The sequence below is a fragment of the Brevibacterium ravenspurgense genome, assembly GCF_001584615.1.
Taxonomy (GTDB): Bacteria; Actinomycetota; Actinomycetes; order Actinomycetales; family Brevibacteriaceae; genus Brevibacterium; species Brevibacterium ravenspurgense.
Window position 1 is genome coordinate 608,969 of sequence record NZ_LQQC01000010.1, and the last position, 25,793, is coordinate 634,761.

Annotated in this window: 27 protein-coding genes and 2 pseudogenes; 12 read left to right on the forward strand and 17 right to left on the reverse strand. The window is 62.7% G+C overall.

Features of this window, described 5'->3' with window-relative positions; translation table 11 throughout:
• Position 1: 1 nt before the first annotated feature.
• The 3 genes from Bravens_RS07305 to Bravens_RS07315 form a co-directional block, all read right to left on the reverse strand.
• Positions 2–1,267: a PIG-L family deacetylase gene (locus tag Bravens_RS07305; RefSeq protein WP_062021845.1), complete on the reverse strand. Its 1,266-nt coding sequence runs from the start codon at positions 1,265–1,267 to the stop codon at positions 2–4.
• On the reverse strand, positions 1,267–3,180 hold the full coding sequence (gene typA / locus Bravens_RS07310; RefSeq protein WP_062021848.1) for a translational GTPase TypA: 1,914 nt from the start codon (positions 3,178–3,180) through the stop codon (positions 1,267–1,269). Before typA ends, Bravens_RS07305 begins: the two co-directional genes overlap by 1 nt.
• A gap of 88 nt (positions 3,181–3,268) precedes the next feature.
• The gene (locus Bravens_RS07315) at positions 3,269–3,901 is read right to left on the reverse strand and encodes an MBL fold metallo-hydrolase (RefSeq protein ID WP_062021850.1); all 633 of its coding nucleotides are present in this window, start codon (positions 3,899–3,901) and stop codon (positions 3,269–3,271) included.
• 76 nt (positions 3,902–3,977) lie between these two features.
• On the opposite strand from Bravens_RS07315, the gene Bravens_RS07320 reads away from it, so the two are divergent.
• A complete protein-coding gene (locus Bravens_RS07320; RefSeq protein ID WP_062021853.1) occupies positions 3,978–4,307 on the forward strand; it encodes a DMT family transporter in 330 nt (109 codons plus the stop codon).
• A complete protein-coding gene (locus Bravens_RS07325) occupies positions 4,304–4,681 on the forward strand; it encodes a DMT family transporter (protein WP_062021856.1) in 378 nt (125 codons plus the stop codon). Before Bravens_RS07320 ends, Bravens_RS07325 begins: the two co-directional genes overlap by 4 nt.
• On the opposite strand, the gene Bravens_RS07330 is transcribed toward Bravens_RS07325, so the two are convergent.
• Genes Bravens_RS07330 through Bravens_RS07340 form a run of 3 tightly spaced genes read right to left on the reverse strand, consistent with a single transcriptional unit; the run spans position 4,629 to position 7,176 of the window.
• Positions 4,629–5,702 (reverse strand): NADH:flavin oxidoreductase/NADH oxidase, encoded by a 1,074-nt coding sequence (locus Bravens_RS07330; RefSeq protein ID WP_062021860.1) that lies wholly within the window; start codon positions 5,700–5,702, stop codon positions 4,629–4,631. The genes Bravens_RS07325 and Bravens_RS07330 overlap by 53 nt on opposite strands.
• A gap of 7 nt (positions 5,703–5,709) precedes the next feature.
• Positions 5,710–6,495, reverse strand: a complete 786-nt coding sequence (locus Bravens_RS07335) for an alpha/beta fold hydrolase (protein WP_062021863.1) — start codon at positions 6,493–6,495, stop codon at positions 5,710–5,712.
• Between the two features lie 51 nt (positions 6,496–6,546).
• Complete coding sequence (locus Bravens_RS07340; RefSeq protein ID WP_019175509.1) at positions 6,547–7,176, reverse strand: thymidine kinase; 630 nt, start codon at positions 7,174–7,176, stop codon at positions 6,547–6,549.
• Between the two features lie 144 nt (positions 7,177–7,320).
• Between Bravens_RS07340 and Bravens_RS07345 the strand changes: the two genes are divergently transcribed.
• The 3 genes from Bravens_RS07345 (at position 7,321) to Bravens_RS07355 (ending at position 10,469) form a co-directional block, all read left to right on the forward strand.
• Positions 7,321–9,540: an NADP-dependent isocitrate dehydrogenase gene (locus Bravens_RS07345; protein ID WP_062021866.1), complete on the forward strand. Its 2,220-nt coding sequence runs from the start codon at positions 7,321–7,323 to the stop codon at positions 9,538–9,540.
• 149 nt (positions 9,541–9,689) lie between these two features.
• Complete coding sequence (locus tag Bravens_RS07350; protein ID WP_061942416.1) at positions 9,690–10,100, forward strand: LapA family protein; 411 nt, start codon at positions 9,690–9,692, stop codon at positions 10,098–10,100.
• Between the two features lie 45 nt (positions 10,101–10,145).
• Positions 10,146–10,469 carry a putative quinol monooxygenase gene (locus Bravens_RS07355; RefSeq protein ID WP_019175512.1) on the forward strand — a complete coding sequence of 108 codons (324 nt, stop codon included), beginning with the start codon at positions 10,146–10,148 and terminating at the stop codon, positions 10,467–10,469.
• Between the two features lie 68 nt (positions 10,470–10,537).
• On the opposite strand, the gene Bravens_RS07360 is transcribed toward Bravens_RS07355, so the two are convergent.
• Complete coding sequence (locus Bravens_RS07360) at positions 10,538–10,981, reverse strand: OsmC family protein (RefSeq protein WP_062021869.1); 444 nt, start codon at positions 10,979–10,981, stop codon at positions 10,538–10,540.
• Positions 10,982–11,180: 199 nt separating this feature from the next.
• Between Bravens_RS07360 and Bravens_RS07365 the strand changes: the two genes are divergently transcribed.
• The 3 genes from Bravens_RS07365 to Bravens_RS07375 all read left to right on the forward strand — a co-directional run bounded on the left by Bravens_RS07365 (position 11,181) and on the right by Bravens_RS07375 (position 14,692).
• Positions 11,181–12,947 (forward strand): N-acetylmuramoyl-L-alanine amidase, encoded by a 1,767-nt coding sequence (locus Bravens_RS07365; protein WP_062021872.1) that lies wholly within the window; start codon positions 11,181–11,183, stop codon positions 12,945–12,947.
• A gap of 123 nt (positions 12,948–13,070) precedes the next feature.
• Positions 13,071–13,781, forward strand: a complete 711-nt coding sequence (locus Bravens_RS07370) for a PIG-L deacetylase family protein (RefSeq protein ID WP_062021875.1) — start codon at positions 13,071–13,073, stop codon at positions 13,779–13,781.
• Positions 13,778–14,692 carry a patatin-like phospholipase family protein gene (locus Bravens_RS07375; RefSeq protein ID WP_082784729.1) on the forward strand — a complete coding sequence of 305 codons (915 nt, stop codon included), beginning with the start codon at positions 13,778–13,780 and terminating at the stop codon, positions 14,690–14,692. Before Bravens_RS07370 ends, Bravens_RS07375 begins: the two co-directional genes overlap by 4 nt.
• A 118-nt stretch (positions 14,693–14,810) precedes the next feature.
• Here the strand turns inward: Bravens_RS07375 and tpx are convergent, their stop codons facing one another.
• From tpx to Bravens_RS07395, 4 genes are all read right to left on the reverse strand, one after another.
• A complete protein-coding gene (gene tpx, locus Bravens_RS07380; RefSeq protein WP_062021878.1) occupies positions 14,811–15,308 on the reverse strand; it encodes a thiol peroxidase in 498 nt (165 codons plus the stop codon).
• 56 nt (positions 15,309–15,364) lie between these two features.
• Positions 15,365–15,805 (reverse strand): SufE family protein, encoded by a 441-nt coding sequence (locus tag Bravens_RS07385; protein ID WP_141738896.1) that lies wholly within the window; start codon positions 15,803–15,805, stop codon positions 15,365–15,367.
• Entirely contained in the window at positions 15,802–16,707 is a 906-nt protein-coding gene (locus Bravens_RS07390; RefSeq protein WP_062021881.1) for a sulfurtransferase, read from the reverse strand. The genes Bravens_RS07385 and Bravens_RS07390 overlap by 4 nt, the downstream gene beginning before the upstream one ends.
• A gap of 83 nt (positions 16,708–16,790) precedes the next feature.
• Positions 16,791–17,588, reverse strand: a complete 798-nt coding sequence (locus Bravens_RS07395) for an alpha/beta fold hydrolase (protein WP_062021884.1) — start codon at positions 17,586–17,588, stop codon at positions 16,791–16,793.
• A 22-nt stretch (positions 17,589–17,610) separates the two neighbouring features.
• On the opposite strand from Bravens_RS07395, the pseudogene Bravens_RS10920 reads away from it, so the two are divergent.
• The 3 genes and pseudogenes from Bravens_RS10920 to Bravens_RS07405 form a co-directional block, all read left to right on the forward strand.
• A pseudogene (locus tag Bravens_RS10920) lies at positions 17,611–17,739 on the forward strand (SAM-dependent methyltransferase); the annotation flags it as partial.
• Between the two features lie 48 nt (positions 17,740–17,787).
• Complete coding sequence (locus tag Bravens_RS07400) at positions 17,788–18,549, forward strand: methyltransferase domain-containing protein (protein ID WP_157452719.1); 762 nt, start codon at positions 17,788–17,790, stop codon at positions 18,547–18,549.
• Between the two features lie 10 nt (positions 18,550–18,559).
• The gene (locus Bravens_RS07405) at positions 18,560–19,075 is read left to right on the forward strand and encodes an adenine phosphoribosyltransferase (protein ID WP_062021889.1); all 516 of its coding nucleotides are present in this window, start codon (positions 18,560–18,562) and stop codon (positions 19,073–19,075) included.
• Positions 19,076–19,243: 168 nt separating this feature from the next.
• Here Bravens_RS07405 and Bravens_RS07410 read toward each other — a convergent pair.
• From Bravens_RS07410 to Bravens_RS07425, 4 genes and pseudogenes are all read right to left on the reverse strand, one after another.
• A pseudogene (locus Bravens_RS07410) lies at positions 19,244–19,778 on the reverse strand (O-acetyl-ADP-ribose deacetylase).
• A gap of 35 nt (positions 19,779–19,813) precedes the next feature.
• Positions 19,814–20,185: a DUF488 domain-containing protein gene (locus Bravens_RS07415; protein ID WP_209435918.1), complete on the reverse strand. Its 372-nt coding sequence runs from the start codon at positions 20,183–20,185 to the stop codon at positions 19,814–19,816.
• A 178-nt stretch (positions 20,186–20,363) separates the two neighbouring features.
• The gene (locus Bravens_RS07420) at positions 20,364–22,382 is read right to left on the reverse strand and encodes a BCCT family transporter (protein ID WP_062021893.1); all 2,019 of its coding nucleotides are present in this window, start codon (positions 22,380–22,382) and stop codon (positions 20,364–20,366) included.
• Positions 22,383–22,770: 388 nt separating this feature from the next.
• Positions 22,771–23,028 (reverse strand): hypothetical protein, encoded by a 258-nt coding sequence (locus Bravens_RS07425; RefSeq protein WP_062021896.1) that lies wholly within the window; start codon positions 23,026–23,028, stop codon positions 22,771–22,773.
• 94 nt (positions 23,029–23,122) lie between these two features.
• Here Bravens_RS07425 and Bravens_RS07430 point away from each other — a divergent pair, with 94 nt between their 5' ends.
• The gene (locus Bravens_RS07430; protein WP_244878135.1) at positions 23,123–24,100 is read left to right on the forward strand and encodes a potassium channel beta subunit family protein; all 978 of its coding nucleotides are present in this window, start codon (positions 23,123–23,125) and stop codon (positions 24,098–24,100) included.
• A 101-nt stretch (positions 24,101–24,201) separates the two neighbouring features.
• Here the strand turns inward: Bravens_RS07430 and Bravens_RS07435 are convergent, their stop codons facing one another.
• Together Bravens_RS07435 and Bravens_RS07440 are read right to left on the reverse strand one after the other, a co-directional pair.
• Positions 24,202–25,038 (reverse strand): poly(ethylene terephthalate) hydrolase family protein, encoded by an 837-nt coding sequence (locus tag Bravens_RS07435; protein WP_062021902.1) that lies wholly within the window; start codon positions 25,036–25,038, stop codon positions 24,202–24,204.
• Positions 25,039–25,142: 104 nt separating this feature from the next.
• Complete coding sequence (locus tag Bravens_RS07440; RefSeq protein ID WP_062021905.1) at positions 25,143–25,793, reverse strand: phosphoribosylanthranilate isomerase; 651 nt, start codon at positions 25,791–25,793, stop codon at positions 25,143–25,145.

Here is a 25,793-nt window from a genome sequence, read left to right on the forward strand (position 1 = left end):
ATCAGTGCTTTCGGTTTGCGCGCAGACACGGCAGCGTGAACGACAGGACAGCGGCAATGATCATGGGCCCGAACAGCCAGGCCACGGACCGCAGGGTTCCGGTGACCAGAACACCTCCGCCGGGCAGCAGGCCGGGCTGAGAGCCGATGAACGACACCAGGCTCATCGTGACCGCACAGAGCACAACTGCCGCCGTCGAACGGTTGGCCTCGGCGACGTACCACAGCACACATCCGGCAAGGGCCAGCGCCAAAAGCAGTCCCCACGGCACGATGACAGCCTGCCCTGCAAGGTTGAAAAGCGATGCTCCCAGGTGCTGGAAGGTGCCGAGCACACCCGCGAGCAGCCCGAGGAAAACACTCGAGAACACCATCGCCACCGCCGAGGGCGGCTCTGGACGATCAGGTTCTTCGAGGAACTCGAGGATGTCCGCACCCTTGTGGCCATCGGGTGATGTGAAGTATTCGGTGTCCAGCAGCACGGTGCCGATGTTGTTCGACAGCGCATAGAAGTCACCGGCAACCTGCAGCTGGGTGGCGTGAGCCGCCATAGCCCGGGCTTTGTGCCCGCGGTGGGCGCTGATGTCCTGGCTGAGAACGACGGGGGCTTCAGCCGGAATCGTGGGCACTTTCTGGGCTGGTTCGAAGCCGGTGAGGGCAAAGCCCGGAAGGTCCACGTTGAACATCTGGTCGACGGCCTCCTGGGGTGTGTCGACGTAGATGACGCGCGGCCGGTGTTTGCGCTTGAGCCTCGACACTGCGCGCAGTGTTGCCTCGTGCACCCGCACGTGGTCGGGGTGCCCGTATCCCCCGCCGGCCGGATAGGTCACCACGAGGCGGGGTCGGCGGTCCTCAATGACGGCGGCAATATAGGCGGCAACGTCATCGAGTTTTGCGGCACACAGTGATTCGGCCGGGGTGTCGGCGGGAACCTGCGCGTGGCCGTCAGGTCCCCATTCCATGCCGGAGTCCTCAAAGCGGCGCTCCGGCAGCGTGCCGGCACCGCCGGCGGGTGTGCCGAGAAACGCCCAGTCGTCCACACCGAGGGCTTTCATGGCCTCGGCGAGTTCGCCCTCCCGGCGGGCGGCCAGCGCGTCGCGGTGGCCTTCCAGGGTGTCTTTCAGCGGACCGATCACCTCACCGCCCTCACCGCGGGTCGCGGTGAGGATCGTGACGGGCACCTGGGCTTCGCGCAGTCTGGCGATGGTGCCGCCGGTGAGGATCGATTCGTCGTCCGGGTGGGCGTGGACGAACAGGACTCCGGACATCAGGAGTTCCTGCGTTTGCGGGCGTTGGCGGCCTTGCGGCGCTCAGCCTGGTCGAGGATGACCTTGCGCAGGCGAATAGCGCCCGGGGTCACTTCGACGCATTCGTCTTCAGCGGCGAACTCGAGAGACTCTTCGAGTGTGAGTTTGCGCGAGGGCGCCAGGTGTTCGAAGCTGTCGGCGCTGGCCGCGCGCATGTTCGTCAGCTTCTTTTCCTTGGTGATGTTGACGTCCATGTCTTCGTTGCGGCTGTTTTCGCCGACGATCTGACCCTCGTAAACCTCCGAGGTGGGCTCGACTATGAACGAACCGCGCTCCTGCAGGGCGATCATGGCGTACGGGGTGGCAGCACCGGCACGGTCTGCAACGAGCGAACCGGTGTTGCGGAACTCGATTTCGCCGGCCCACGGCGCGTAGCCGGCACTGATGGAGTTCGCGATACCGGCCCCGTGGGTTTCCGTGAGGAATCGCGTGCGGAAGCCGATGAGGCCGCGCGCCGGAACACGGAACTCGATGCGGACCCAGCCGGTTCCGTGGTTCGACATGGATTCCATCTGGCCCTTGCGGCTGGCCATCAGCTGGGTGACTCCGCCCAGGTACTCCTCCGGCACATCGACCGTGAGCATTTCAAAGGGTTCGTGCAGGGTGCCGTCGATCGTCTTAGTGACGACCTGCGGTTTGCCGACGGTCAGTTCGAAGCCTTCGCGGCGCATCTGCTCAACGAGCACGGCCAGGGCGAGTTCACCTCGGCCCTGAACCTCCCACGCGTCGGGACGTTCCGTGGGCAGCACCTTGAGGCTGACGTTGCCGACCAGTTCCTGGTCGAGGCGGTCCTTGACCATGCGCGCGGTGACCTTGGTGTTCTTTTCGCGGCCGGCCATGGGCGAGGTGTTGGTGCCGACGGTCATGGAGATCGCCGGGTCGTCGATGTGGATGGGCGGCAGGGGGCGCGGGTCGTCGAGGTCGGTGATGGTGTCGCCGATCATGACGTCCGGGATGCCCGCGATTGCGAAGATGTCGCCGGCCCCACCTTCTTCAACCGGCACGCGCTCCAGGCCGCGGGTTTCGAGCAGTTCAGTGATTTTGACCTGCTTGAGGTCGCCTTCCTTGTTGATCCAGCCGACCTGTGCTCCCTTGCGCAGCACGCCGCCGTAGATCTTCACGAGTGCCAGACGGCCCAGGAAGGGCGAGGCGTCGAGATTCGTGACGTGTGCCTGCAGCACGCCGTCGTCCGTGACGGTCGGGGCAGGGATGTTCTCCATGATGGCCGCGAACAGCGGTTCGAGGTCGGTGCCGTCGGGAACTTCGCCGTCAGCGGGCTGTTCTGCCGAAGCGATGCCCGCGCGTGCCGACGCGAAGATGGTGGGCACGTCGAGAACCGCGTCTACGTCGATGTCGGGGTCTTCTTCCGAAAGGTCGCTTGCCAGTCCCAGCAGGAGGTCCTGAGCTTCTTCGACAACACCGTCGATGCGGGCATCCGCGCGGTCGGTCTTGTTGATCAGCAGGATCACGGGGAGTTTCGCGGCGAGTGCCTTGCGGAGCACGAAGCGGGTCTGCGGCAGCGGACCTTCCGAGGCGTCAACGAGGAGCACAACTCCGTCGACCATCGACAGGCCGCGCTCGACCTCGCCGCCGAAGTCGGCGTGGCCGGGGGTGTCGATGACGTTGATGGTGACGGGCTCACCGGGTGCCGACGGGCCGTTGTAGATGATCGAGGTGTTCTTCGCCAGGATCGTGATGCCCTTTTCACGTTCCAGGTCACCGGAGTCCATCACGCGGTCCTGGACCTCGCCGTGATCGCCGAACGCGCCGCCCTGTTTGAGCATCGCGTTGACCAGCGTGGTCTTTCCGTGGTCGACGTGCGCCACGATCGCTACGTTGCGGAGGTTGTTTTTGCGTGATGTCTCAGCTGCCATCAATCCACTTTCTTCTTAGAAGATCCGGGCACACTGCGTGGGCCCAACCGACAATTATAAGTCCGCGCCCGGTGTTTCCGGGCAGTGTTCACCAGCCGCGCTCCTGCCATTCGTCCAGGTGCGGCCTTTCGGTGCCGATCGTGGTGTGCGCACCGTGGCCCGGCAGCACGACGGTGCTGTCGGGAAGAACGTCGAAGATCCGCGTGCGCAGGTCGGCCATGAGGCTTGTGAAGTCCTCAGCGGACCAGGTTTTGCCGGGGCCGCCGGGGAACAGCGAGTCTCCGGAGATCAGCACGGTGTCATCCCCGTCGCGGATGATGAGCGCAATCGAGCCGGGCGTGTGTCCGCGAAGGTGGACGATCTCGATGGCAACGTCGCCGACGGTGATGGTCTCTCCGTGCTTCAGACGCTCAGTGATGACAGCACCGGACTCTTCTTCGATGGCATCGGCGTCGTACTCCCCCGCCGCAGACACAGCGCCGGTGTCCGCGAGCGCATCCGCCAGAGCCCGAACGTGATCCCAGTGGCGGTGGGTTGTCAGAACGCGTTCAACGGGAGCATCGCCGATGAACTGTTTGATGGCCGACCAGTCGTCTGCCGCGTCGACGAGCAGTCGCGCCCCGCTGTCGCGGTGGGTCACAAGGTAGACGTTGTTCTCCATGTCCGAGACCGCGATCCAGCGGATCTCGAGGGCCGGGGTGTTGATCGTGTTCTCAGTCATGTCAGCCTCCCTGACGCATCGGCGCGCGGGCCGATAGTGTTGTTGTCTGCTCCCAGTCCATCACAGAGAGGGTGCCGTGTTCGAGTCTTCTGCTGTCGCGTGGACGGTGCTGTTGATTTCCGGCGCGTTTGAGGCCATGTGGGCTGCCGCTCTGGGTGAGTCTTCCTGGTCGATGCGCAAGCGGATCATTGTGTTCAGCATCGGCACGATTGTGTCGATGGGCGGACTGTACCTGGGCCTGACCGTGATCCCAGTCGGTGCGGGCTATGCCGCGTGGGTTGGTGTCGGGGCTGTCGCAGCTATTGCCTATTCGGCGCTGCGGGGCCGTGAGCGGCTCACCCTTCTGCGGCTGTCCTTTGTTTTCGTCCTCATTGCCGGAATCGTGGGCCTGGGGGTGTTCTCGTGAATCGCTTAGCGCCGACCACCCGCACGGGTGCGTGGATTGTTCTGCTGATTTCGGGGGCCTGTGAGTCCCTCTGGGCGCACGCTCTGAGCAGCGGGCTGGGCAGCATCGGCTGGATTCTGCTGTTCTACGTGGGTCTTTTCGTGTCGCTTACGGGTCTGCGCATGGCGATGCGGATCATCCCGATGGGCACTGCCTACGCCATGTGGACGGGGATCGGCGCGGCAACGACCGCTGTGTGGGCGGCCGCTGCCGGTGAGCCTTTCCCCCTGCTCAAAATCGCGAGTCTGGTTCTTGTGGTGATCGGTGTGGCGGGCTTGGAGCTCACCAGCGGCCACGGACGTACTGCGGAGGGTACGGAATCTCGCGAGGATTGAGGCCGAGTTCGTGGGCGGCTCGCAGTGGCCACGACGGTTCGCGCAGGGCTGCCCGCCCGATGAGGACCGCGTCTGCCTGCCCCGTAGTGAGAATGGTCTGTGCCTGCACGGGGTCGGTGATGAGGCCGACTGCTGCCGTCGGCACGCCTGCCTCGCGGATCCTTTGTGCGAAACCGGTCTGATAGCCCGGTCCCACGGGAATGTCAGCAGGGGTGTTCCCTCCCCCGGACACGTCGACGAGGTCGCAGCCCTCTTCATGCAGAACTCGGGACAGTTCGACTGCTTCGTCAATGCCGAAGCCGCCCTCTGCCCATTCGTCGGCGGAGATGCGCACGAGCACTGGGAAGTCGTCCGGCACCTTCGAGCGCACTGCGGCAAGGATGTCGCGCAGCAGTTTCCACCTGCCGGTGCCTGAGCGGTATTCGTCGTCGCGGTTATTCGACAGCGGGCTGAGGAAGGAGTGGATGAGGTAGCCGTGTGCGCCGTGGATTTCGACGGTGTCGAATCCTGCCGTAACAGCCCTAGCTGCGGCCGCGCCGAATGCTTCGACGACGTCCCTGATCTCTTCGACACTCATAGCCGCCGGTTCGGCAAGCCCCGGGTAGGCGAGGCTGCTGGGCCCGAGTGTCGGCCAACCTCCGGCTTCCTTGGACACCGTCCCCTTTTCTTCGCCGGGGAACGGACGGTGCGTACTCGCCTTCCGACCGGCGTGTGCAAGCTGAATGCCGATGGCAGCGCCCTGGGCGCGGGCGAAGTCGACAATCGGTTTCCACGCCTGGGCTTGTTCGTCGTTCCAGATGCCGGCGTCCTGCGGTGAGATCCGACCTTCGGGAACAACGGCGGAGGCTTCCGTGATGATCAGCCCGAATCCGCCGGCTGCGCGAGCCCCGAGGTGCGTCAGGTGCCACTGGCCGGGCACGCCGTCGCGGTTTTCGCAAGAGTACTGGCACATGGGAGGCAGCCACACGCGGTTGCGCACGGTCAGTCCCCGCAGGGTCATGGGGCTGAAGAGCTGTGTCATGGGTTCCTCACAGGTGGTTTCGGAAGAACTCACCTAGGTGATCGGCTGCGAGTTCGGGGTGTTCGATCATGAAGACGTGAGCGGCATCCGGGATGGTGACGTGCGTGCCGTTCTGTGCTGTTTCGGCCAGCTGCTGCATGGACTCCGGTGTGTTGACGACGTCCTGGGCGGCAGAAATCCACAGGGTGGGCACCGCAATGTCGGCGGTGCGCTCGGAAAGGTCGTAGTCGGCGAGCGCTTCGCAGCAGGCGATGTAGGCCTCTTCAGGTGTTGTCAGCAGCTGGTGGGCGGCAATGTGGCCTGCGGCAATGTCCTCACTGAGGAAACCGGCGGCAAACCACAGGTCGAGCGTGTCCGGCACTGCCGGAGCAATGCCGTCTTCGCGCACCCCGGCGATCCTGTCGTGCCAATCCTGGGGTTCGCCGAACTTGGCCGCTGTTGCCACGGGTGCTGCTGCGCGCACCCGATCGGAGTGGTTGAGGGCGAGCTCCTGTGCCACCCCACCGGAGATAGAACAGCCGGCGTAGCCGAAGGTCTCCGCCCCGAGTTCATCGGCAATCTGGACGACACCTCGGGCCATGGAGGCAACCGTGATGGGCTCGTCAGCCGAGAAGTCCCGTCCGGCATCGGCGCCGTGTCCGGGAAGTTCCGTCAAAACCACCCGGAAGTCATCTGCCAGGCGGGCCGCAACAGAAGCCCACACAGACGCGTGCGTACCCAGGGGCGGACCGAAGATAAGCGTGGGAAGGTCAGTCGCTTCGGGGTTGAGAACGGAATAGGCGAGTTTCGTCATATCAACTCCAACGGTGAGTGGCCGGTTTTTCTTCCTGCCGGGCGGGTGTGCTCAGCCGAACGACCCGCCCGACTTTTCGAGATAGCACTGCGGACACAAGGACTCATAGGTGACGTCTGCCCCTTCGATTGCCACCTGTGAACCGGCGAACACGAAGTCACCGTCGGCTTTGCGGCCGTTGAACATGGCTTTCTTACCGCAGCGGCAGATGGTTTTGAGCTCTTCGAGGGTGTGGGCGATCTCCAGCAGTCTGCGCGATCCGGGGAACGCCTGCGTTCGGAAGTCGGTGCGCAGGCCGTAGCACATCACCGGCACGTTCTGGCCCACCGCGATCCGCATGAGTCCCTCAATCTGGGTGGGTGTGAGGAACTGGGCTTCGTCCACCAAAAGGCAGGCGACCGGCTGCACCGGCTGGTCGACGTGGGTGATGAGCGCGGACGGGTCGGCGTATTCAGCGGCTTCGCGGAAAACGGTTTCAACATCATCGTCTTCGCGCACGAGGATGTCGACGGTGCGCGAAACTCCCAGACGCGAAATGATCTTGTCCGCACCCTTCGTGTCGACGTACGGCTTGGCAAGCAGGATCCGCTGTCCGCGCTCTTCATAGTTGAACGCAGCCTGCAGCAGAGCTGTCGACTTGCCGGAGTTCATCGCTCCGTGCCGGAAATACAGTTTGGCCACCCTGTCGGTCCTTCCTACGCGACCGGAAACAGGATACCGGCACCGACGCCTGCACCCGGCTGTCGCGAGGGCGGCCGGTGCCTGGCACTCCGAGTCGATAGAATGACTTCGACAATCCCGAAGCGAGTTGGAGTGATCCCTTTAATGGCAAAGATCATCTACACCCGCACCGACGAAGCGCCTCTGCTTGCAACGTATTCGCTCAAGCCGATCGTTGAAGCCTTCGCGCACACCGCCGGTGTCGAGGTCGAAACGCGCGACATCTCACTTGCCGGTCGAATCCTGGCGCAGTTTGGCGATGTCCTCCCCGAAGACCAGCAGCACCCTGACTCCCTGGCTGAGCTCGGCGAACTGGCCAAGAAGCCCGAAGCCAACATCATCAAGCTGCCCAACATTTCGGCATCCGTTCCGCAGCTGAAGGCTGCCATTGCCGAACTGCAGGGCCAGGGCTACGACCTTCCGGAATTCCCGGAAGAGCCGAAGACCGACGAAGAGCGCGACATCCGCGAACGCTACGGCCGCGCCCTCGGTTCGGCTGTCAACCCGGTTCTGCGCGAAGGCAACTCCGACCGTCGCGCCCCGCAGGCAGTCAAGAACTTCGCGAAGGCCCACCCGCACCGGATGGGCGAATGGACGAAGGACTCCGGCACCCGCGTGGCCACCATGTCCGCTGACGACTTCCGTTCGAACGAAAAGTCCGTCGTCATGGAATCCGACGACACCCTGCAGATCCGCCTGCGCGGTGAAGACGGCGAAACCACCGTCCTCAAGGACGGCCTCAAGGTGCTCAAGGACGAAGTCATCGACTCGACGTTCATGAACGTCCGTGCCCTTGAGAAGTTCCTCAAGGAGCAGATCGCTCAGGCCAAGAAGGACGGCGTTCTGTTCTCCGTCCACCTCAAGGCCACCATGATGAAGGTGTCGGACCCCGAACTGTTCGGTCACGTCGTCCGCGCTTTCTTCCCGTCGGTCTACGAAAAGTACGGCGAAGAACTCACCGCCGCTGGCCTCACCCCGGACTACGGTCTGGCAGCCCTGCTCAACGGTCTTGACAACCTCGACCCCGAGGTCGCAAAGGGCGTGAAGGCAGAAATCGACGCCGGCTTCGAAAACGGCCCGGCACTTGCCATGGTCGATTCTTCGCGCGGCATCACCAACCTGCACGTGCCCTCGGATGTCATCGTGGACGCCTCCATGCCCGCGATGATCCGCGACGGCGGCAAGATGTGGGGTGCTGACGACGGCCAGCACGACACCCTGGCAGTCATCCCCGACTCCAGCTACGCCGGTGTATTCCAGGCCACCATTGAGGACTGCAAGGAAAACGGCACCCTCGACCCCGCCACGATGGGCACCGTGCCCAACGTGGGCCTCATGGCGCAGAAGGCCGAAGAGTACGGCAGCCACGACAAGACGTTCATCCTTGACCGTCCCGGCACGGTTGAGGTCGTCAACTCCGCGGGCGACGTCCTCATGTCCCACGAAGTGCAGACCGGTGACATCTGGCGCGCGTGCCAGACCAAGGACATTCCGATCCGTGACTGGGTCAAGCTCGCTGTTACCCGTGCTCGCCTGTCGGACACCCCGGCTGTGTTCTGGCTGGATGAGAAGCGCGCGCACGACCGCAACCTCATCGAGAAGGTCAACACCTACCTCAAGGACCATGACACTTCGGGTCTGGACATCCAGATCATGAGCCCGGTCGAGGCTGCCAAGCACTCGCTGGCCCGCATCCGCAAGGGCCAGGACACCATTTCGGTGACCGGCAACGTGCTGCGTGACTACAACACCGACCTCTTCCCGATTCTCGAACTCGGTACATCGGCGAAGATGCTCTCAGTTGTTCCGCTGCTCGCCGGCGGTGGCCTGTTCGAAACCGGTGCTGGTGGTTCTGCACCCAAGCACGTCCAGCAGGTGCAGCAGGAAAACCACCTGCGCTGGGACTCGCTCGGTGAGTTCTTCGCGATTGCCGAATCCTTCCGCCACTTCCTGCACTCGCAGGACAACCAGCGTGCCGGCGTTCTCGCTGACACGCTGGACCGTGCGACGGAGACCTTCCTCAATGAGAACCGTTCGCCTTCGCGCAAGGTCGGCGAGATCGACAACCGCGGCAGCCACTTCTACCTGACCCTGTACTGGGCAGAAGAACTGGCCAAGCAGTCTGACGATGCCGAACTCGCCAAGGCACTGGCCCCCATTGCCGAAGCGCTGCGCGAAAACGAAGCTGTGATCGCCGAAGAGCTGCTGGCTGTCCAGGGCCAGCCGGTCGACCTCAACGGCTACTACAACCCTGCTGACGAAACGCTGACCAAGCTCATGCGTCCGTCGCAGACATTCAACGCAATTATCGACAAGCTCGGCTGAGATTTGAGCTGATCGATACCAGCTGAGGGCCGGGAGCACACCGCTCCCGGCCCTCGGTGTTTCACACACAGTGACATATCCGATGCCCCGAAAGGCTGACCTCAGCGTCCGCGAATGAAAGAATGGCGGCAGAGAGAAAGGATGTCCCCATGACGCAGCCCAACGGTGACTACCCCACCGTTCCCGGCGAAAACCCGGTTCCCGAGTACACCTCGCCCGACACCGTCGAACAGGTAGGCGACACCGCACCGCAGACCGAAGCGGCACACACACCGGAAAAAGCCCAGACCCCACCGCCGGAACCTAAGTCTTCCGGCGGTCTTTCGGCGGGCATTTGGGCGTCGCTGATCATCGGCGCCCTCATTCTGGTTCTGCTGCTGATCTTCATCATCCAGAACAACGAACCGACCCAGTTCTACTACTTCGGCTGGCAGTTCACGCTGCCGCTTGGCGTGTCGATTCTGCTTGCCGCAATTGCAGGCATTGTGATCGCCGGGATCTTCGGCACGGTCCGCATGTTCATTTTGGGCCGTCAGATCAAACGCGCGCGCAAGCGCTGAGCGGCTGCGATACAGACCTCACTGATGTCAGAGAAAGGACAGGATATGTACTTCATCGTCGTCAAGTTCCGCGTCAAGGATGAGTTCGTGGCCGACTGGCCGAACATTGCCCGCGAATTCACGGAAGCCACGCGCGCAGAACCCGGCAACCTGTGGTTTGACTGGTCGAAGAGCCTGGAGCGCGATGACGAATACGTGCTCGTTGAGGGCTTCGCCGATGATGAAGCCGCAGGCGCACACGTCAATTCGGACCATTTCAAGAAGATGCAGCAGGACTTCCCTCCGCACCTGAAGGAAACCCCTCTCATCGTGTCCCGCAAGGTCGAAGGCAACGACTGGGACCGCATGGGCGAAATCTCGGTCGACTGACTTCGACTGACCTCACTGCACGCAGACGGGGCCGCGGAATCTTCCGCGGCCCCGTTTCTGCTTCTGCCCTAGTTTTCCGCGCTTTCCGCGCCCGAGGTGAAGCTCACCTCGGACTCTGCCCTCACCTCTGTCCTGCGCTCGAGGGTGCGGGCCACGGTGCACGTCTTCCCGTGAGCGTGAGCAAGCGCGCGCTCGACCGTGCGGGCGGCACGCCGTGGATCGGCTGAGTCGTCGAGTTCAACGGCCAGCTGGATGAGCACGTCCTGTAAGTAGTTTTCGTCTTCGCGCACGTAATCAGCGGAAACCTCAGCGGTGAACGACCGGGGTTCGGTGCGCCGACTGATGACCGTGTCCGGATCAATCGATGAGCACGCACCGAGTGCGGCCAGAAGCAGCTCGACGGGTGTGAAGACATCCTCGCCCGCGCCGACTTCTACCTGCACCCCAGCAGCATTGGTCGCTCGGAAACGTCCCTGCGCTGTCCGCTGGACACTGACGTGAACTCGTTCCACTGCCTCGCCTTCCTTAGGAATGCAACCAGCCTAGTTCCCCGAAACCGTGAGACACAGCTCACCCGGGCAGGCGCCTCGTAAGCCGAATCTGCGACACCTCGTCGGCTCTTTTGCAAAACACCCGAAACAATACGCGGGCAACGGCCCAGCAGACCGTACAGTGAGAAAAACCTTTGTCTTCCCCATGTAAAGGACTCACATGCGACACCTACCGGCAACACTCGGCGCCCTCGGGGTGGCCGTTGCGGTAGCCGTGCCCGCTGCCGCGGCACCCAATGCCGACAGCAGCGCAGAACCGGCGCCGCAGGAGACCGCCAAGAACGCTCCGCAGGAAACCGACAACGACGGTCAGGAACCCAAGGTCGACACCGTCAAGCAGAAGGTTGACGCTGACAGCACGGCCCTCATCGACGCCACCGGCACAAACGATGAGAACACCGTAGTCATCTTCGGAGCGACATGGGCAGGCGACGCCCAGCCGAAGGTCGAGTACCGCTCAAAGGTGACCAACAGCCTCAAATGGTCGATGTGGCAGGAACTCGAGGCCGACCCTGACGAAGGCCCCGACGACGGCTCGAACGAGGCCAACACCCCCGGCACGGGAGCCGTCAGCGCTGCCTACAACGAAAAGATCGAAGTGCGCACCAAGGGCGCACCCGTCACCGTGACCGTCACGACCACCCCGATCACGGACGCCGACCGCACCATGTTCGGCGGCGTCAACGACGAAGGCACATTCTCCTCCCCCGACCTCAACGAACCCGCATCGTCCGCGCCGGAAGCCGACTCCACCTCGGCAGCCGGCAGCGGCCCCATCGCCGGCGGCAAACTCAACGCCAAGAAAGCCGCATCCATCGGCGGCTTCAAGTACTTCTCGCGCAAGCAGTGGGGTGCGCGGAAGGCTCGCTGCTCGACTTCGACGACCAACCGCAACACCGCGACGATCATCCACCACACGGAAGGCTCGAACAGCTACTCCAAGGAGCAGGTTCCGGGCATCCTCCGCGGTATCCAGTCCTACCACCAGGGCAGCCGTCACTGGTGCGACATCGGCTACAACATGCTCGTCGACAAGTACGGCAACATCTACGAGGGTCGCCCCAAGCTCGACAAAGCCGCCATCGGTGCCCACGCATCGAGCGTCAACCGCGGCACGTTCGGCATTTCAGTGATCGGCTCCTACAAGAAGAAGGCGCCTGAGGCAGCAATCAACTCGGTTGCCCGCATCGTCGCCTGGCAGTCCTCGAAGTGGAACTGGAAGATCGACTCCAAGGTCACCCTGACCTCGGCAGGCGGCGCCACCCGCAAGTACCCCAAGGGTGCGAAGATGACCGTGCAGCGCGTATCCAGCCACAGGGACATCGGCAACACCGACTGCCCCGGCGACGGTCTGTACAGCCAGCTGGGTGACATCCGCAAGAAGGCCATCGGCTTCCAGAAGGGCAAGCCTCCGGCACCGGCTGAAAAGCCCAAGAGCCCCATCCAGAAGTTCCACGAGGCCAACAAGTCCAAGACCGGCAAGCCCACGGGCAAGGAGCACGGCGGTCTGCCCGGCGGCGGCGCGTACCGAGCCTTTGAAAAGGGCGCGGTGCACCACTCACCGAAGACCGGCACCCACTTCACCCGGTTCGGCTCCGGCATCCAGAAGGCATGGGCTGCGCAGGCCTTTGAACGCGGCGCGCTGGGCTACCCGACCGGCGAAGAATCCTGCACCATCAAGGACGGCGGCTGCTACCAGGCGTTCCAGAACGGCTCAATCCACTGGTCGCCCAAGATCGGCGCCCGCAAGCTCATGTACGACTCCGCCATCCGCAAAGAATGGGCCAAGCAGGGCTTTGAACGCGGCTCGCTCGGCTACCCCACAACGGAAGAGTTCACGTGGGGCAAGTACAAGCGCGTCAACTTCGAAGGCGGCTACCTCACCTGGACAAAGGAAGAGGGTGTGAAGCACCACAAGAAGAAGTGATCCTCTTCAGAGTTCGTCTCACCTGAGCGGGGCGGCAGTTCTGATCGAACTGCCGCCCCGCTTCTTTGTTCGGCTGCCGTGTTCGCTTCCGAGTGCTGACGAGGCGCCGCTAGAGTGAGCGGTATGACTGACCTTGCGAAGCTGGACACCGAAGGCGTTCAACGGGTGCTCGCGGTTGTGGCCCACCCGGACGACATGGAGTACGGAGCATCGGCAGCAGTTGCCAAGTGGGCGGCAGAGGGAATCGAAATTCACTATCTGCTGCTGACCGCCGGAGAAGCCGGCATCGCCTCCATCGAACCAGACCGGACCGCAGCCCTTCGCGCGGAAGAACAGCAGGCGGCCTGTGACATCGTCGGAGCTGCGTCACTGGAAATCCTTGGCTTCCCGGACGGACTGCTGGAACCCGACCACAGCGTGCGCAAGGCCATTGTCCGCAAGATCCGCGAAGTACGGCCGCAGATGGCGATCTCACTGACGTGGGAACTCGAAGTCGGCTTCGGCATCAACCACGTCGACCACCGTGCCTGCGGTATGGCACTCATGGACGCCATTCGTGACGCCGACAACCCGTGGATCTTCCAGGACCTGGGTCTTAAGCGCTGGAAGGTCGAACGGGCCCTATTCTGTGCAGCAACAAAGCCCACGCACTATGTCGATGTGTCCGGCGAACCTCTGCAGAAGGGCATCGCCTCACTGGCAGCCCACGAACAGTATCTTGCAGCGCTGCCCGACCACCCCACCCCAGAAGAGATCAACCGGGGTGTGACAGAGGAAGCCGGCAGGCGCCTCGGGATTGAGGCCGCTCTACCAGTCCGTGAGGTGCGGCTGTGACAGCTGTTCCGTGGCAGCCGGAGTCCGAGCCGAGCGTCACCGACACCGCACTCGTGTTTGAGGGCGGAGGCATGCGGGCTGCCTTTTCTGCCGGCATTGCCATCACACTCATTCGGGCCGGCATCGACTTCCCGCACACCTTCGGGGTCAGCGCGGGCACTTCGACGACGGCAAACCTGGTGTCGCGCGACATCGATCGCGCCAGGCGCAGCTTCGTGGAGTTCTCCACCGACCCGCAGTTCGGGTCGCTGAAGACTTTTGCGCGCGGGCAAGGGCTGTTCAACGCCGAATACATCTACCAGAACACCGCCCTGCCCGATCAGGCCCTGCCGCTTGACTGGGACACCTTCTGCGCGCACCCCTCAGAAGTGTCCGTTGTGGCGTTCAATGCCGAAGACGGCACGACCGTCGAATGGCGGCGTGCTGACTTCCCCACGATGGACGACTACCTGCTGCGCGTGCGAGCATCATCGACCATGCCTATCGTCATGCCCGTCACAGACGTTGACGGCACCCTCTACGTTGACGGTGCTCTTGGTGACGGCGGCGGAATCGCTCTGCCGGCCATGCTCGATGCGGGTTTTGACCGGGGCGTATTCGTGCTGACCCAAGAACGCCGGTACCGGAAATCGCCCGCGCGGTTCAAACACAGCACCCGGCAGATCTTCCGTCGGCTGCCCGCGGTCCCCGCGGCAATGGAAACCCGGGCGGCACGCTACAACAGCATCCGCGAACAGCTGTTCGACCTCGAAGCAGAAGGCAGAGCCTTCATCATCGAACCGGACATCATGCAGATCGGCAATTCGACCCGGAACCTGTCGCAGCTGGCGGCGGCACACCGGCACGGGCTGTCCGTCGGTCGCCGCAAACTGCCCGGGCTGCGAGACTTCCTGGGGCTATCATACGAATGAGCGTCGCTGCAGCTGCGCGCTGTCGGTTTGAGACGGCCGCCCACTGACGACAAAAGAAAGGGCCGGCGGGATTTCCTCCCGCCGGCCCTTCGATCAGCTGAGTGCTGACCAGTGAGCTTTACTTGAGCGCGCCCAGTGCCGCCTCGTAATCCGGTTCCTGACCGATTTCGGGAACCTGCTCGGTGTAGACGACCGAACCTTCGGCGTCCACAACGACAACCGCGCGCGACAGAAGACCCTTCAGCGGGCCTGCAGTCATCGTGACGCCGTAGTCCTCACCGAAGGAGGAACGGAACGCCGAGGCGCTCACGACATTGTCAATGCCCTCAGCCGCGCAGAAGCGCTCCTGCGCAAACGGAAGGTCCTTCGACACGTTGAGGACAACCGTGTTGTCACGGCCGCCGGCCTTTTCATTGAAAGCGCGGACACTCGCCTGGCACACGCCGGTGTCAATGCTGGGGAAGATGTTGATGACCAGCTGCTTGCCGGCGAAGTTCTTCAGTTCAACGTCGGAAAGATCCGTGCCCACCAGAGTGAAAGCGGGAGCCTGCGCGCCCTTTTCAGGGAGGTTTCCGACGGTGGTGATGGGGTCGCCCTGGAAAGTGATGTCTGCCATGAGAATTCCTTTCGTAGATTGGCCTGCCCTGCGGTGTTAGACCACCGGACGGGAGGTCACTGCTGCGCTTTTTCGCGTACCTGACGCTGGATGCGGGCCAGCATGCCGGACATTCCGTTCAGCCGCAGCGGACTGACCTGCTTTTCAATGTTGAGCTTAAGCGGGAAATCTGCGGGAACGTCGAGGACTGTCTGCACGGTTGCTCCATCCAGGCCCTCATTCAGGATCCCCGCGAAGCCGCGCGTGGTCGGAGCTTCCGCAGGTGCCGAAAAGAACAGGTGCACCGTGCTGTCCGGCTGGGTGCCGTCGACCTCCACGCGGATGAAGATCGGCGACTGGCATTCCGGAACGGGCTCAAGCAGCTTTGGATCGTCCTTCAGCCGCTGTGGAAGGTCCGGCAGTTCGTCGCTGAATTCCAGCAGCAGTTCCAGCCGCTGGCTTTCCTCCATAGCGCCGAAGTCGTCGGCGATTTCCTGCAGTGCCTGCGGAATAGTCACTTCTGCGGAGCCTCTCCCGGCTGGTCTCCCTGGGCGATCGGCACGCGCATGGCGTTGCCCCATTCGGTCCAGGAACCGTCGTAGTTCTTCACGTTCTCAAAGCCCAGAAGGTAGGACAGCACGAACCACGTGTGGCTGGAGCGTTCACCGATCCGGCAGTAGGCGTAGGCAACGTCGGTCTTGCCCAGGCCGAGGTCATCAATGTAGATCTTGCGCAACTGATCAGCCGATTTGAACGTGCCGTCCTCATTGGCCGCGGTTGCCCACGGCACCGAGTGAGCGGTGGGAATGTGTCCACCGCGCAGAGCGCCCTCTTCCGGGTAGTCCGGCATGTGGGTGCGCTCACCGGTGTATTCCTGCGGGCTGCGCACGTCGATCAGCGGGATCTGGCCGATGGCTTCCAGCACTTCGGGCAGGAGCGCGCGGATAGGTGCGTCGTTGCGTTCCACTACCGGGTAGTCGGTGCGTTCACGCTGCGGCTTTTCGCGCGTCATTTCGCGGCCTTCGGCTTCCCACTTGGCGCGGCCGCCGTCCATGAGCCGAACGTCTTCGTGGCCGAACAGTTTGAACACCCACATGGCGTATGCAGCCCACCAGTTGGACTTGTCGCCGTAGACGACGATCGTGTCGTCGCGGCTGATGCCCTTGGCGCTCATCATTTCGGCGAATTCGGGGCCCTGCACGTAGTCGCGGACCACCTGGTCGTTCAGTTCGGTGTGCCAGTCGATCTTGACCGCGCCGGGAATGTGGCCGGTTTCGTAGAGCAGGACGTCTTCGTCAGATTCGACGACGACAACACCGGGGGTGTTGAGGTTCTCAGCCACCCACGCGGTGGAGACGAGAGCTTCCGGGTGCGCGTAGTCGGCGAACTTCGGATCGGTTGTGTCTGGTGAAGCGGTCACTGGGCCTCCGTGCTGCGTAGGCAATAGGTAATGTTTTTCTAGCCTAATGGACGTGTGTACCGCCGAAGCAATTGAGGACTACCTCACTTGTCGGCGGTCTGCTTAAGGAAACCGCGAAGCACCGCCAAGAATTCCTCAGGTTTTTCTGAGTGCACCCAGTGACCTGCGTCTTTGACCATGACTTTGTGGGCGCGTGGGAAGAGAGCACGCATGGGTTCGTCGTGTTCGTCCTTGATGTAGTTCGACTTCGCTCCGCCCATCCACAGGACTGGACCGTCATAGGTGGTTTCGAACTCGGGGAACGCGTTGATGTCGCCCACCGCGTTGTTGAGCATGGCCACGTTGGCTTGGAACTCAAAGCCGCTGTCGGACCGGCGCAGGTTCTGCAGGAGGAAGCCGCGCACGGTGGGGTCGGATACGCCGGCTTCTTCGAGTTCGGCGTCAGCCTGGCTGCGGCTTGAGAGCGCTTCGAGGTCAAGACCGGCGAGCGCGCTCAGAAGCGGCACGAAGTTGGAGTCCTTCGAGCTGACCGGCGACATGTCTTCGACGATGAGTGCCGTGAACAGCTGGGGTTTGCGCAAAGCGGCGACCATAGCGGTCTTCGCACCCATCGAATGGCCCAGCAGCACGACAGAGTCTTCGCCGGTTTCTGGCAGGATCACATTTTCTATGAACTCGATGACGGCCTGGCCCATGTCTTCGTAGTCGAAGTCCTCGGTCCACGGGGAGCTTCCGTGGTTGGGCAAGTCCACGAGGAAGCACCGGTACTCGTCTTCCAGCGCTTTTGCTGCGGAGAGAAAATTGCGCCCCCGGCCCATCAGGCCGTGGAGGAAGACGACTGCCGGTCCGGTCGTGCCGTAGGCGGTATAGGACAACTGCATGGGGCCTCCCTAAACTGGTTCGGTGCTTGATCTTAGTCTGCTGCGCTGCCCGGTCTGTCAGGGGAAGCTGCATGCCGTCGGTGAGCCTGACCGCGTGCGGGCTGTTGAATGCGGAGAGCGGCACAACTTTGCGCGGGCCAGGAAGGGCTATCTTTCACTGCTGTCAGGCCCGAAGGCTCGCAGCGGTGACACTGCCGATATGGTCGCTGCTCGCCGCAGCTTCCTGGACTCAGGTCTGTACTCTCAGTTGGCCGCTGAGGTCGCCCGCTGCGCGGTCGAAGAGGCACAGTCCGGGTCCGCTCTCGCGGCACCCGCTGACGAGGTGCCCGCTGCCGAGGAGCCCGCCGCCGAGGAGCCCGCCGACTCCCCCGCTCCCCTCACCGTGCTCGATGCCGGCTGCGGGACCGGCTACTACTGTGCCGCAGTGCTGAGCGCCTGTGCTGAAGCGGGTGTGGCTGCGCGGGCCTACGCTTTTGATTCAGCTCCCGCGGCAGCAGCTGCGGCTGCAAAAGCCCACCCGAGGATCACTGCTTTTACATGGGATGTCTACCGACCCTTGCCTCTTGAGGACAGCAGCGTTGATGTGATTCTCAGCGTGTTCTCCCCCAGGGTGCCCGCTGAATTCCACCGGGTGCTCAAACCCGGTGGTGCGCTCATCACCGCCCGTCCCACACAGAAGCATTTGGCAGCGCTGCTGCAGTCTCACGACGGGACCGTGAGCATCGATGAGCACAAAGAAAGCCGACTCCAGCGGTCACTCGAGCCGTTCTTTGCAGAAGGTGAGCGGCGCCTCGTGAACCATCCCCTGCATTTGAGCGCCCGTCAGGCGCGCGAACTGATCGGCATGACGCCCTCGGCCTGGCACATTGACCCGCATGTTTTCACGGACGATGTGACGGCTGAGTTCTCCGTCGTCGTGTCCCCGTGGCACCGTCGACCAGGCGGCCAGGCCGACCGTTAGACTACGGGGCGTGACTGATGATCTTTCCCGCCTGAGCTCTTTTATTCGCGTCATTCCGGACTACCCGTCCGAGGGCATCCAGTTCCAAGACATTACGCCGTTGCTGGCTGATTCCTGGGCTCTGCGACGCGCGGCCGAGCTCATGGTCGAACCGTTTGCCGGTCAGTTCGATGTTGTCGCCGGGATCGAAGCGCGCGGATTCATCTTCGCCGGTGTTGCTGCGGCTCTGGCCGGAACGGGCTTCGTCCCGCTGCGCAAGGCCGGTAAGCTGCCAGTCCCCGCTGCACGAGTTGAGTACGACCTCGAATACGGTTCAGCGGCAATCGAAGCGAGCGACCAGCTGGCCCCTGGCGTGCGGGTGCTTCTCATTGACGACATCCTCGCCACCGGAGGCACACTTGCCGCGGGCCTGGAGCTCATCAACACACTCGGCGCGAAGACCGTCGGAACGTCCATCCTGCTGGAGCTTGAGGGCCTTAACGGCCGCGAGCGCGTCCCGAACGTGCACTCTCTTTTCGCGGTGTGAGCTGCGGGGCGGTTTCCCAGCCAGACTTGCGCTTTAATGCAGATTCACGCGTTAATGCGGCGCATTAACGCGCAAACCTGCATTAGCGCGTGAATCTGCGTTGAGACGACGCGCTGTCCGAAGCGCAGAACTGCGTCAGCGCGTGAATGCGTCAGTCAGCAAGCCACATCAAACAGTCGTCGGTGAATCCAGCTGGGCGCGGAAGGCGCGCTCGGCCTGCTCGCCGAAGGGCACAAACACCACGCGGGTGACAACGTCGCCCACTTCGGCGGCGGTTTCCTTGACGGTTTCGACAGCAATGCGGGCCGCGTCGTCCATTGGCCAGCCGTACACGCCTGCCGAAATCGCTGGGAACGCGACACTGTGTGCGCCGATCCGCTTGGCTTCGCGCAGGGATTCCCGGTAGGCCGAAGCCAGCGTTGCCGACCGGTCTTCTGTCTTGGCATACACCGGCCCGACGGTGTGAATGACCCAGCGGGCGGGCAGCTCTCCCGCGGTGGTCGCGGCAGCTTGGCCTGCCGGCAGCCCGTCGGGGTATGCGCTTTCACGCAGCTGTTTGCACTCGGCCAGAATTGCAGGTCCGCCAGCGCGGTGGATCGCCCCGTCGACGCCTCCCCCACCCATCAGCGTGGAGTTTGCCGCATTCACCGATCGCGTCGACATTCTGCTGCGTGATATCACCGGGTTCAATGCACAGTTCCATGGTTGCTGCTCCTCTGTTCCGGCCAGGAGATCCGACTATTGGGCGTTGTCCTGCAGCCAGTGGGCAAGCACTGGCACGTGGGAGTGTTCGATGTCTTTCGCGGCTGTCAGCAAAGTGACGTGCGCACTGTGGGAGAGCCTTTCGGCAAGGTCTGCCGCATCGGCGTTGTCATCAAGTTCGGCTCGGTAGCGGTTCTGAAACTCTGACCAGCGGCCTTCGCGGTCATCGTGGAACCACGATCGAAGCTCAGCACTGGGGGCGGCGTCTTTAGCCCATTCGTCAATGTCGAGGGTTTCCTTTTTGATCCCCCGCGGCCACATACGATCCACAAGCACGCGAGTGCCCTTAGTTTCCGGCGCGTCTCCGTATGTGCGGCGAAAAGTCCACTTCGAGCTCAGCTCTGCCATTGAAGCTCCTTTCTCGGTGGATTGGCACTCTCAGTGTCTCGCTTCACTTGCCCCGATGGGAAGCATCCCCCATCACTGTCCCAGGCTGGAATCGCGCTTAAATGCAGATTCACGCGCTGATGCAGCGCATTAAAGCGCAAAGCTGCATTAGCGCGTGAATCTGGTTAGAAAGGAAACCTCAGCGTTTACTGGAGCGCTTATTCATGCGCTTCGCGCGTTTGCGGGCTTCCTTTTCGATCTTGGCGCGTTCACGGCGCTGTTCCTTCGTCATGAAGTCAAGCTGGCCGTGCGGATCGAGGTATTCGCCGGTTTCGTAGTCGTACGGAACCGGGTTGCCCTCAGAGTCTGTGCGCTGATACCAGTCGGTCGCTTCTTCCGACGTGGAATCGAAACCGTAGCCCGCAGAGTACTCAGAGTTCGGTTCGGTCTGTTCGACCTTGACGGCGAAGTTATCACCGTAGTTCTCCAGACCGTAGCGAACGGCGTTGTCGAGGACCTTGCGCTGGTAGTTCTGCCGGTACGTGCGCGGGTCACTGCGCAGCGCCTTCCACAGCCCGACGCACATGAGAACGATGATGACCGAGAACGGCAGGGCCGTGATGACAATGAGGTTCTGCAGGCCCTGCAGGGCGTCGTCTCCGCCGGTCAGCAGAATCACAACGGCGATGCCGGCCATGCACAACGACCAGAACACGGTCACGCCGCGGCGAGGGAAGGGATTGCCCTTCTGTGCCAGCTGCGAGTTGACCAGTGAAGCCGAATCTGCAGTCGTGATGAAGAAGATGGCCAGCATGAACATGAGAAGCGGAGCGACGATCTGTCCGCCGGGCAGGTGGTCGAGCACAATGAAGATGGTCTCTTCCGGTGCCGGCATTTCACCGGTGCCGCCGGTGATTGCACCCGCCGTGTGCTCAAGGTAGATGGCGGTGCCGCCCAGAATGGTGAAGGCCAGAACGATAATCGACGACGGGATGAGCAGCACACCCATGACGAACTGACGGATGGTGCGTCCACGCGAGATCTTCGCGGTGAAGATGCCGACGAACGGCGACCAGCTGACCCACCAGGCCCAGTAGAAGATCGTCCAGTCGGTGAGAAACGCCTCCGTGTCCTCTCCCTCGGACATGTTGCGCGCCAACATTGTCGGCAGTTCGCCCACGTAGTCGATGACGACGCCGGGTACGACGTTGAGCAGGAACGCCGTCGGGCCGACGATCAGGAAGAAGAACGCCAAACCGACCGACAGCCACATGTTGGTGTTCGACAGAAGGCGGATGCCCTTCGAAACACCCGAAACGGCCGAGATGATGGTGCCGATTGTCAGCACCATGATGATGAGGATGGCAATCGTGTTGCCGGCGGTGTTCCAACCGGTGACCACCTGGGCACCCCGGGCAATCTGCAGAGCGCCGATGCCCAGTGAGGCGGCGGTTCCGAACAGGGTGGCGATGATGGCCAGACCGTCGATGATCCGCGAGCCCACCGTATTCGAATCACCCGTGATGAAGCTGAGGATTGACGACATGAGCGGCACGCGCCCGCGGCGGAACGAAAAGTAGGCGACTGACAGACCCACGATGGCGTAAATAGCCCAGGCGTTGAGCCCCCAGTGCAGTGCGGTCTGCACGAGTCCGCCGACGATGGCGGGATCGGTTCCGCTCTCATAGGCGTCGGGCCGCGGCTCAAGGTAGTGCAGCAGCGGTTCGTAAGGGCCGAAGAAGATCAGCGCAATGCCGATTCCCGCCGCGAACAGCATCGCTGCCCACGAACCGGTGGAGAACTCGGGTTTTTCGCCGTCGAGCCCCAGTGGGATGCGGCCGGCCCGGCTGAAAGCCAAAACCAAAAGGAAGATGAGCAGGCCCGCGGCAATCACCGTGAAGATCCAGCCGAGGTTCTGCATCGTCCACGTGAGCATCGCACCGGAAACGCTGTTCACAACTTCCGGCTGGGCAATGCCCCAGGCCACGAAGGACACGATGAGCGCACCGACGACCACGAGGATCGGCTTGTCAATCCCGTAGCGCACGCGCTGATCTTCGATCGACACGCCCGGCACAAGCGCGGGGTGCACCCCGTGAGGGTATTTGGGCGGCTGAAAGATCTTCTTACCGGCGCGCAGGGTCTTATCCAGTTTGCCCTGGGGTTTTGCCGGCGGAGTGCTTTTCTCTTCCGCAGCTGTCTGAGGCTTTTCGTTCATATCTGTATACCTTAGGAATCCCCCGACCTATTGCAAGATCATCGCTTTTCGGGGAGGAAAGCAGAACAAAAGCACGAGGCGGAAGTCGCCTTCCGCCTCGTGCCTTTGGTTTGTGTGTTGTGTCGGCTCAGACAGCTGCCGCTGTCTGGCGGGCCCGTTCCCAGGCTGGAATCACGCTCTAATGCAGATTCACGCGTTAATGCAGCGCATTACAGCGCAAAGCTGCATTAAAGCGTGAGTCTGCGTTCGGGCGGCGCGCCGAGCGAAGCGCACATCGACGACTGACCGGCGCACCCAACACCACAAACCAGCTGGCAGAAAGCAGAACAAAAGCACGAGGCGGAAGTCGCCTTCCGCCTCGTGCCTTTGGTTTGTGTGTTGTGTCGGCTCAGACAGCTGCCGCTGTCTGGCGGGCCAGGTTGTAGTTGAGGAGACCGCGCACCCAGGGTGCGTAGTCTTCGCGCGGGGTCTTTTCGGCAAAGACGTCCAGCTGCGCGTCATAGGAAAAGCTGTCGTTGAGAACGGCCAGGCGAATGAACTCTTCGCAGGCGCTCTCCGGGATGCCGAATTCTTCGGCGAACTGCTCAGAAGTGAGCGTTACGGGTGTGGTTTCGGTGAACGGGCGGATGTTTACATCTGTCTTCATCACCCCTCCATTGAAGCAAACAGCTTCAGCGAGCGTCCCAGCACCCCCGCTTTTGGGGCTGACATCCACCCCGGTGCGGCCCTAGGCTGGGGGCATGAGTGAGAACACGCAGATGCAGTACAACCGTCTGGGTCGCGCGGGCCTCAAAGTGAGCGAACTGTCGTTCGGTTCGTGGGTCACGTTCGGCGATTCCATTGACACCGGCCTTGCCAAGGAGTGCATGCAGACCGCTGCCGAAGCCGGTGTCAACTTCTTCGACAACGCCGAGGTCTACGCCGGCGGCAAGTCCGAAGAGATCATGGGCCAAGCCATCGAAGAGCTCGGCTGGAAACGCAATTCCTATGTCATTTCGACCAAGCTGTTCTGGGGAATTGAAGACAACATCAACCTCAAGAACACCCTCAACCGCAAGTACCTGATGCAGGGCATCGACGGTTCTCTCGAGCGTTTGGGCCTCGACTTCGTTGACCTTGTGTTCTGCCACCGTCCCGACCCGGATACCACTCTGGAGGAAACCGTGTGGGCGATGAGCGACATCGTCTCCAGCGGCAAGGCCCTGTACTGGGGAACCTCCGAATGGTCAGCCGAGGAGATCCGCGGCGCCTATGAGATCGCGGAGCGGCACCACCTGCACAAGCCGTATATGGAACAGCCGCAGTACAACCTGCTCAACCGCACCCGCGTGGAAGATGAATACGCTCGCCTCTACGACGACATCGGCCTGGGTCTGACCACGTGGAGCCCGCTAGCCGGAGGGATTCTCACGGGCAAGTACCTCGACGGCGTCCCCGAGGGTTCACGTGCGACGGCAAAGGGCCACAGCCACTTGGCGGAGGAATCCACCAAACCGGAAACCGCTGACCGTGTGCGCCGCGTGGTCGACATGGCGCGCGAACTTGACGTCACTCCGGCACAGCTGTCACTCGCCTGGCTTCTGAAGAACCCGCGAGTTTCAACGGTCATCACGGGTGCAAGCTCAGTTGATCAGGTCAAAGACAACATGGGCGCACTCACAGCCAAGGAGCGTCTGGACGACGAGGCGAAGGCCCAACTGGACGAGACCTTCAGCTGACGACCCACGTCTCGAATCTCTGACTGAAGTCACAAGCGGGGCGGGCTGCACAGCAGATGCTCGCCCCGCTGTTTTCTGGGCGCTTTGAGCCCTGGAAGCCTCTATGCCCCCGGTGCAGGGTCCATTTGCCAACGTGTCAGCGGCTCCGCTTGAGCCTTCAGCGCCGGCAGGTAGGCAGCTTCACCGGCGGCGTGGACTTTGATGAATGCCGTGATGCGCGAAAGGATGAGTGGGTCGTCGATGATTCCGCTGTTATGTCGACCGGCAATCCGTGTGAGCATTGCCCGCTGCCGCGACTTCTTCATGCTGGTGTAGATGGGTCGGGCGTGTTCGCTCATGGGCGCGACCGTGTCGTTGCTGCCGCCCACAATGAGCACCGGTGATGCGACTGTGCTGAAGCCGCGCTGTGCCCAGGGGTTGAGGGCAACAACTGCGGAAACGTTTTCACTCTCCGCGGCGGTAAGCGCCCCTCCGCCGCCCATGGAGTAGCCGACAAGCGCGGTTTTCGCCGGGTCGATGACGCTTGCCCATTCACCGCGACCGCGGGCGTCATCGAGTGCGGCGAGCATCTGCTTGGCCCGGTACTCCGGAAATGCCTTCGGTTCGATTGATCCTGCGGCCAGAACAGCGCAGCCGTGGGTGGCGAGTCGCTTGGCGATCGTGTGCATCTCCTCGGCTTTACCCGTGTAGCCGGGGAAAGTGACGACAACGGGGCAGCGTGCCTGCGGTTCGCGCGGCCAGAACAGGGTTGCGGCACCGTAGCCGGGGGTTCTGACCAGGCGCGACTGGAGGAGTTTGTGGGGTCCGGGAAGGCGGACGTCAGCGGCTGAAGCACTGACCGCACCGTACTGGGTGCGGGCCGCGGGCATGACGGTCAGAGCGGCGGCTGCGAGGCTGCCGAGCGCAAATGATCGTCGACTGACGAACCTGCCTGACATGGCACTCCTGGAATGTGGGGAAGACTCATTCAATGTACCGCCGCACAGCCCGTTTTCGGCTCAGGTGCCGACCGCGTGTTGGCTCCCCAGATGTGCTGGGAGGCTCAGGACTGACGAGGTGCCGCCGACTTCCGCACGGACCGCGCCTTGTCGATGAAGGTCCGGATGAGGGCGTGGTCCTTCACTCCCCGACTGGATTCCACACCGGATGACACATCAACGCCGATTGCCCCCGAGGATTCGGCGGCCTGGGCGACGTTGTCGGGGTTGAGGCCGCCGGCGAGGACAAACGGTCCTCGGTCGCGTTCGTGCAGCTGGGTTTGGTCCCACCGCTGACCTGCGCCCGGCGCGGGAGCATCAAGCAACAGGAGGTCGTCGCCGAATGCGCCGGCGTGGGCTTCAGGGTCGTGGGCCAGAGACACAGCACGCCACAGCTTCAAGCCCGGCGCCGCAGCACGTGCAGCGGAGAAATCGGAGTGCTCGTAGTGGCCGTGCAGCTGCAGGGCATCAGCACCGATCCGCTGAGCCATGGAAGCAGCATCAGCCGCGTCCATGTCGAAGACCACGAGAACAGCGAGTGCCGACCCCGCCTCGTGAATCCAGGTGACAAGCTGTTCCGCGGTGTCTGCGTCGACGTGCCGCGGCGATGGCTCGTAGTGCATGATGCCCAGCGCGTCCGCACCTGCCTCGACGGCAGCCCGCACGTCGCCGCGTGTTCGAACGCCGCAGATTTTAACGAAAAGAGAGTCAGTCAC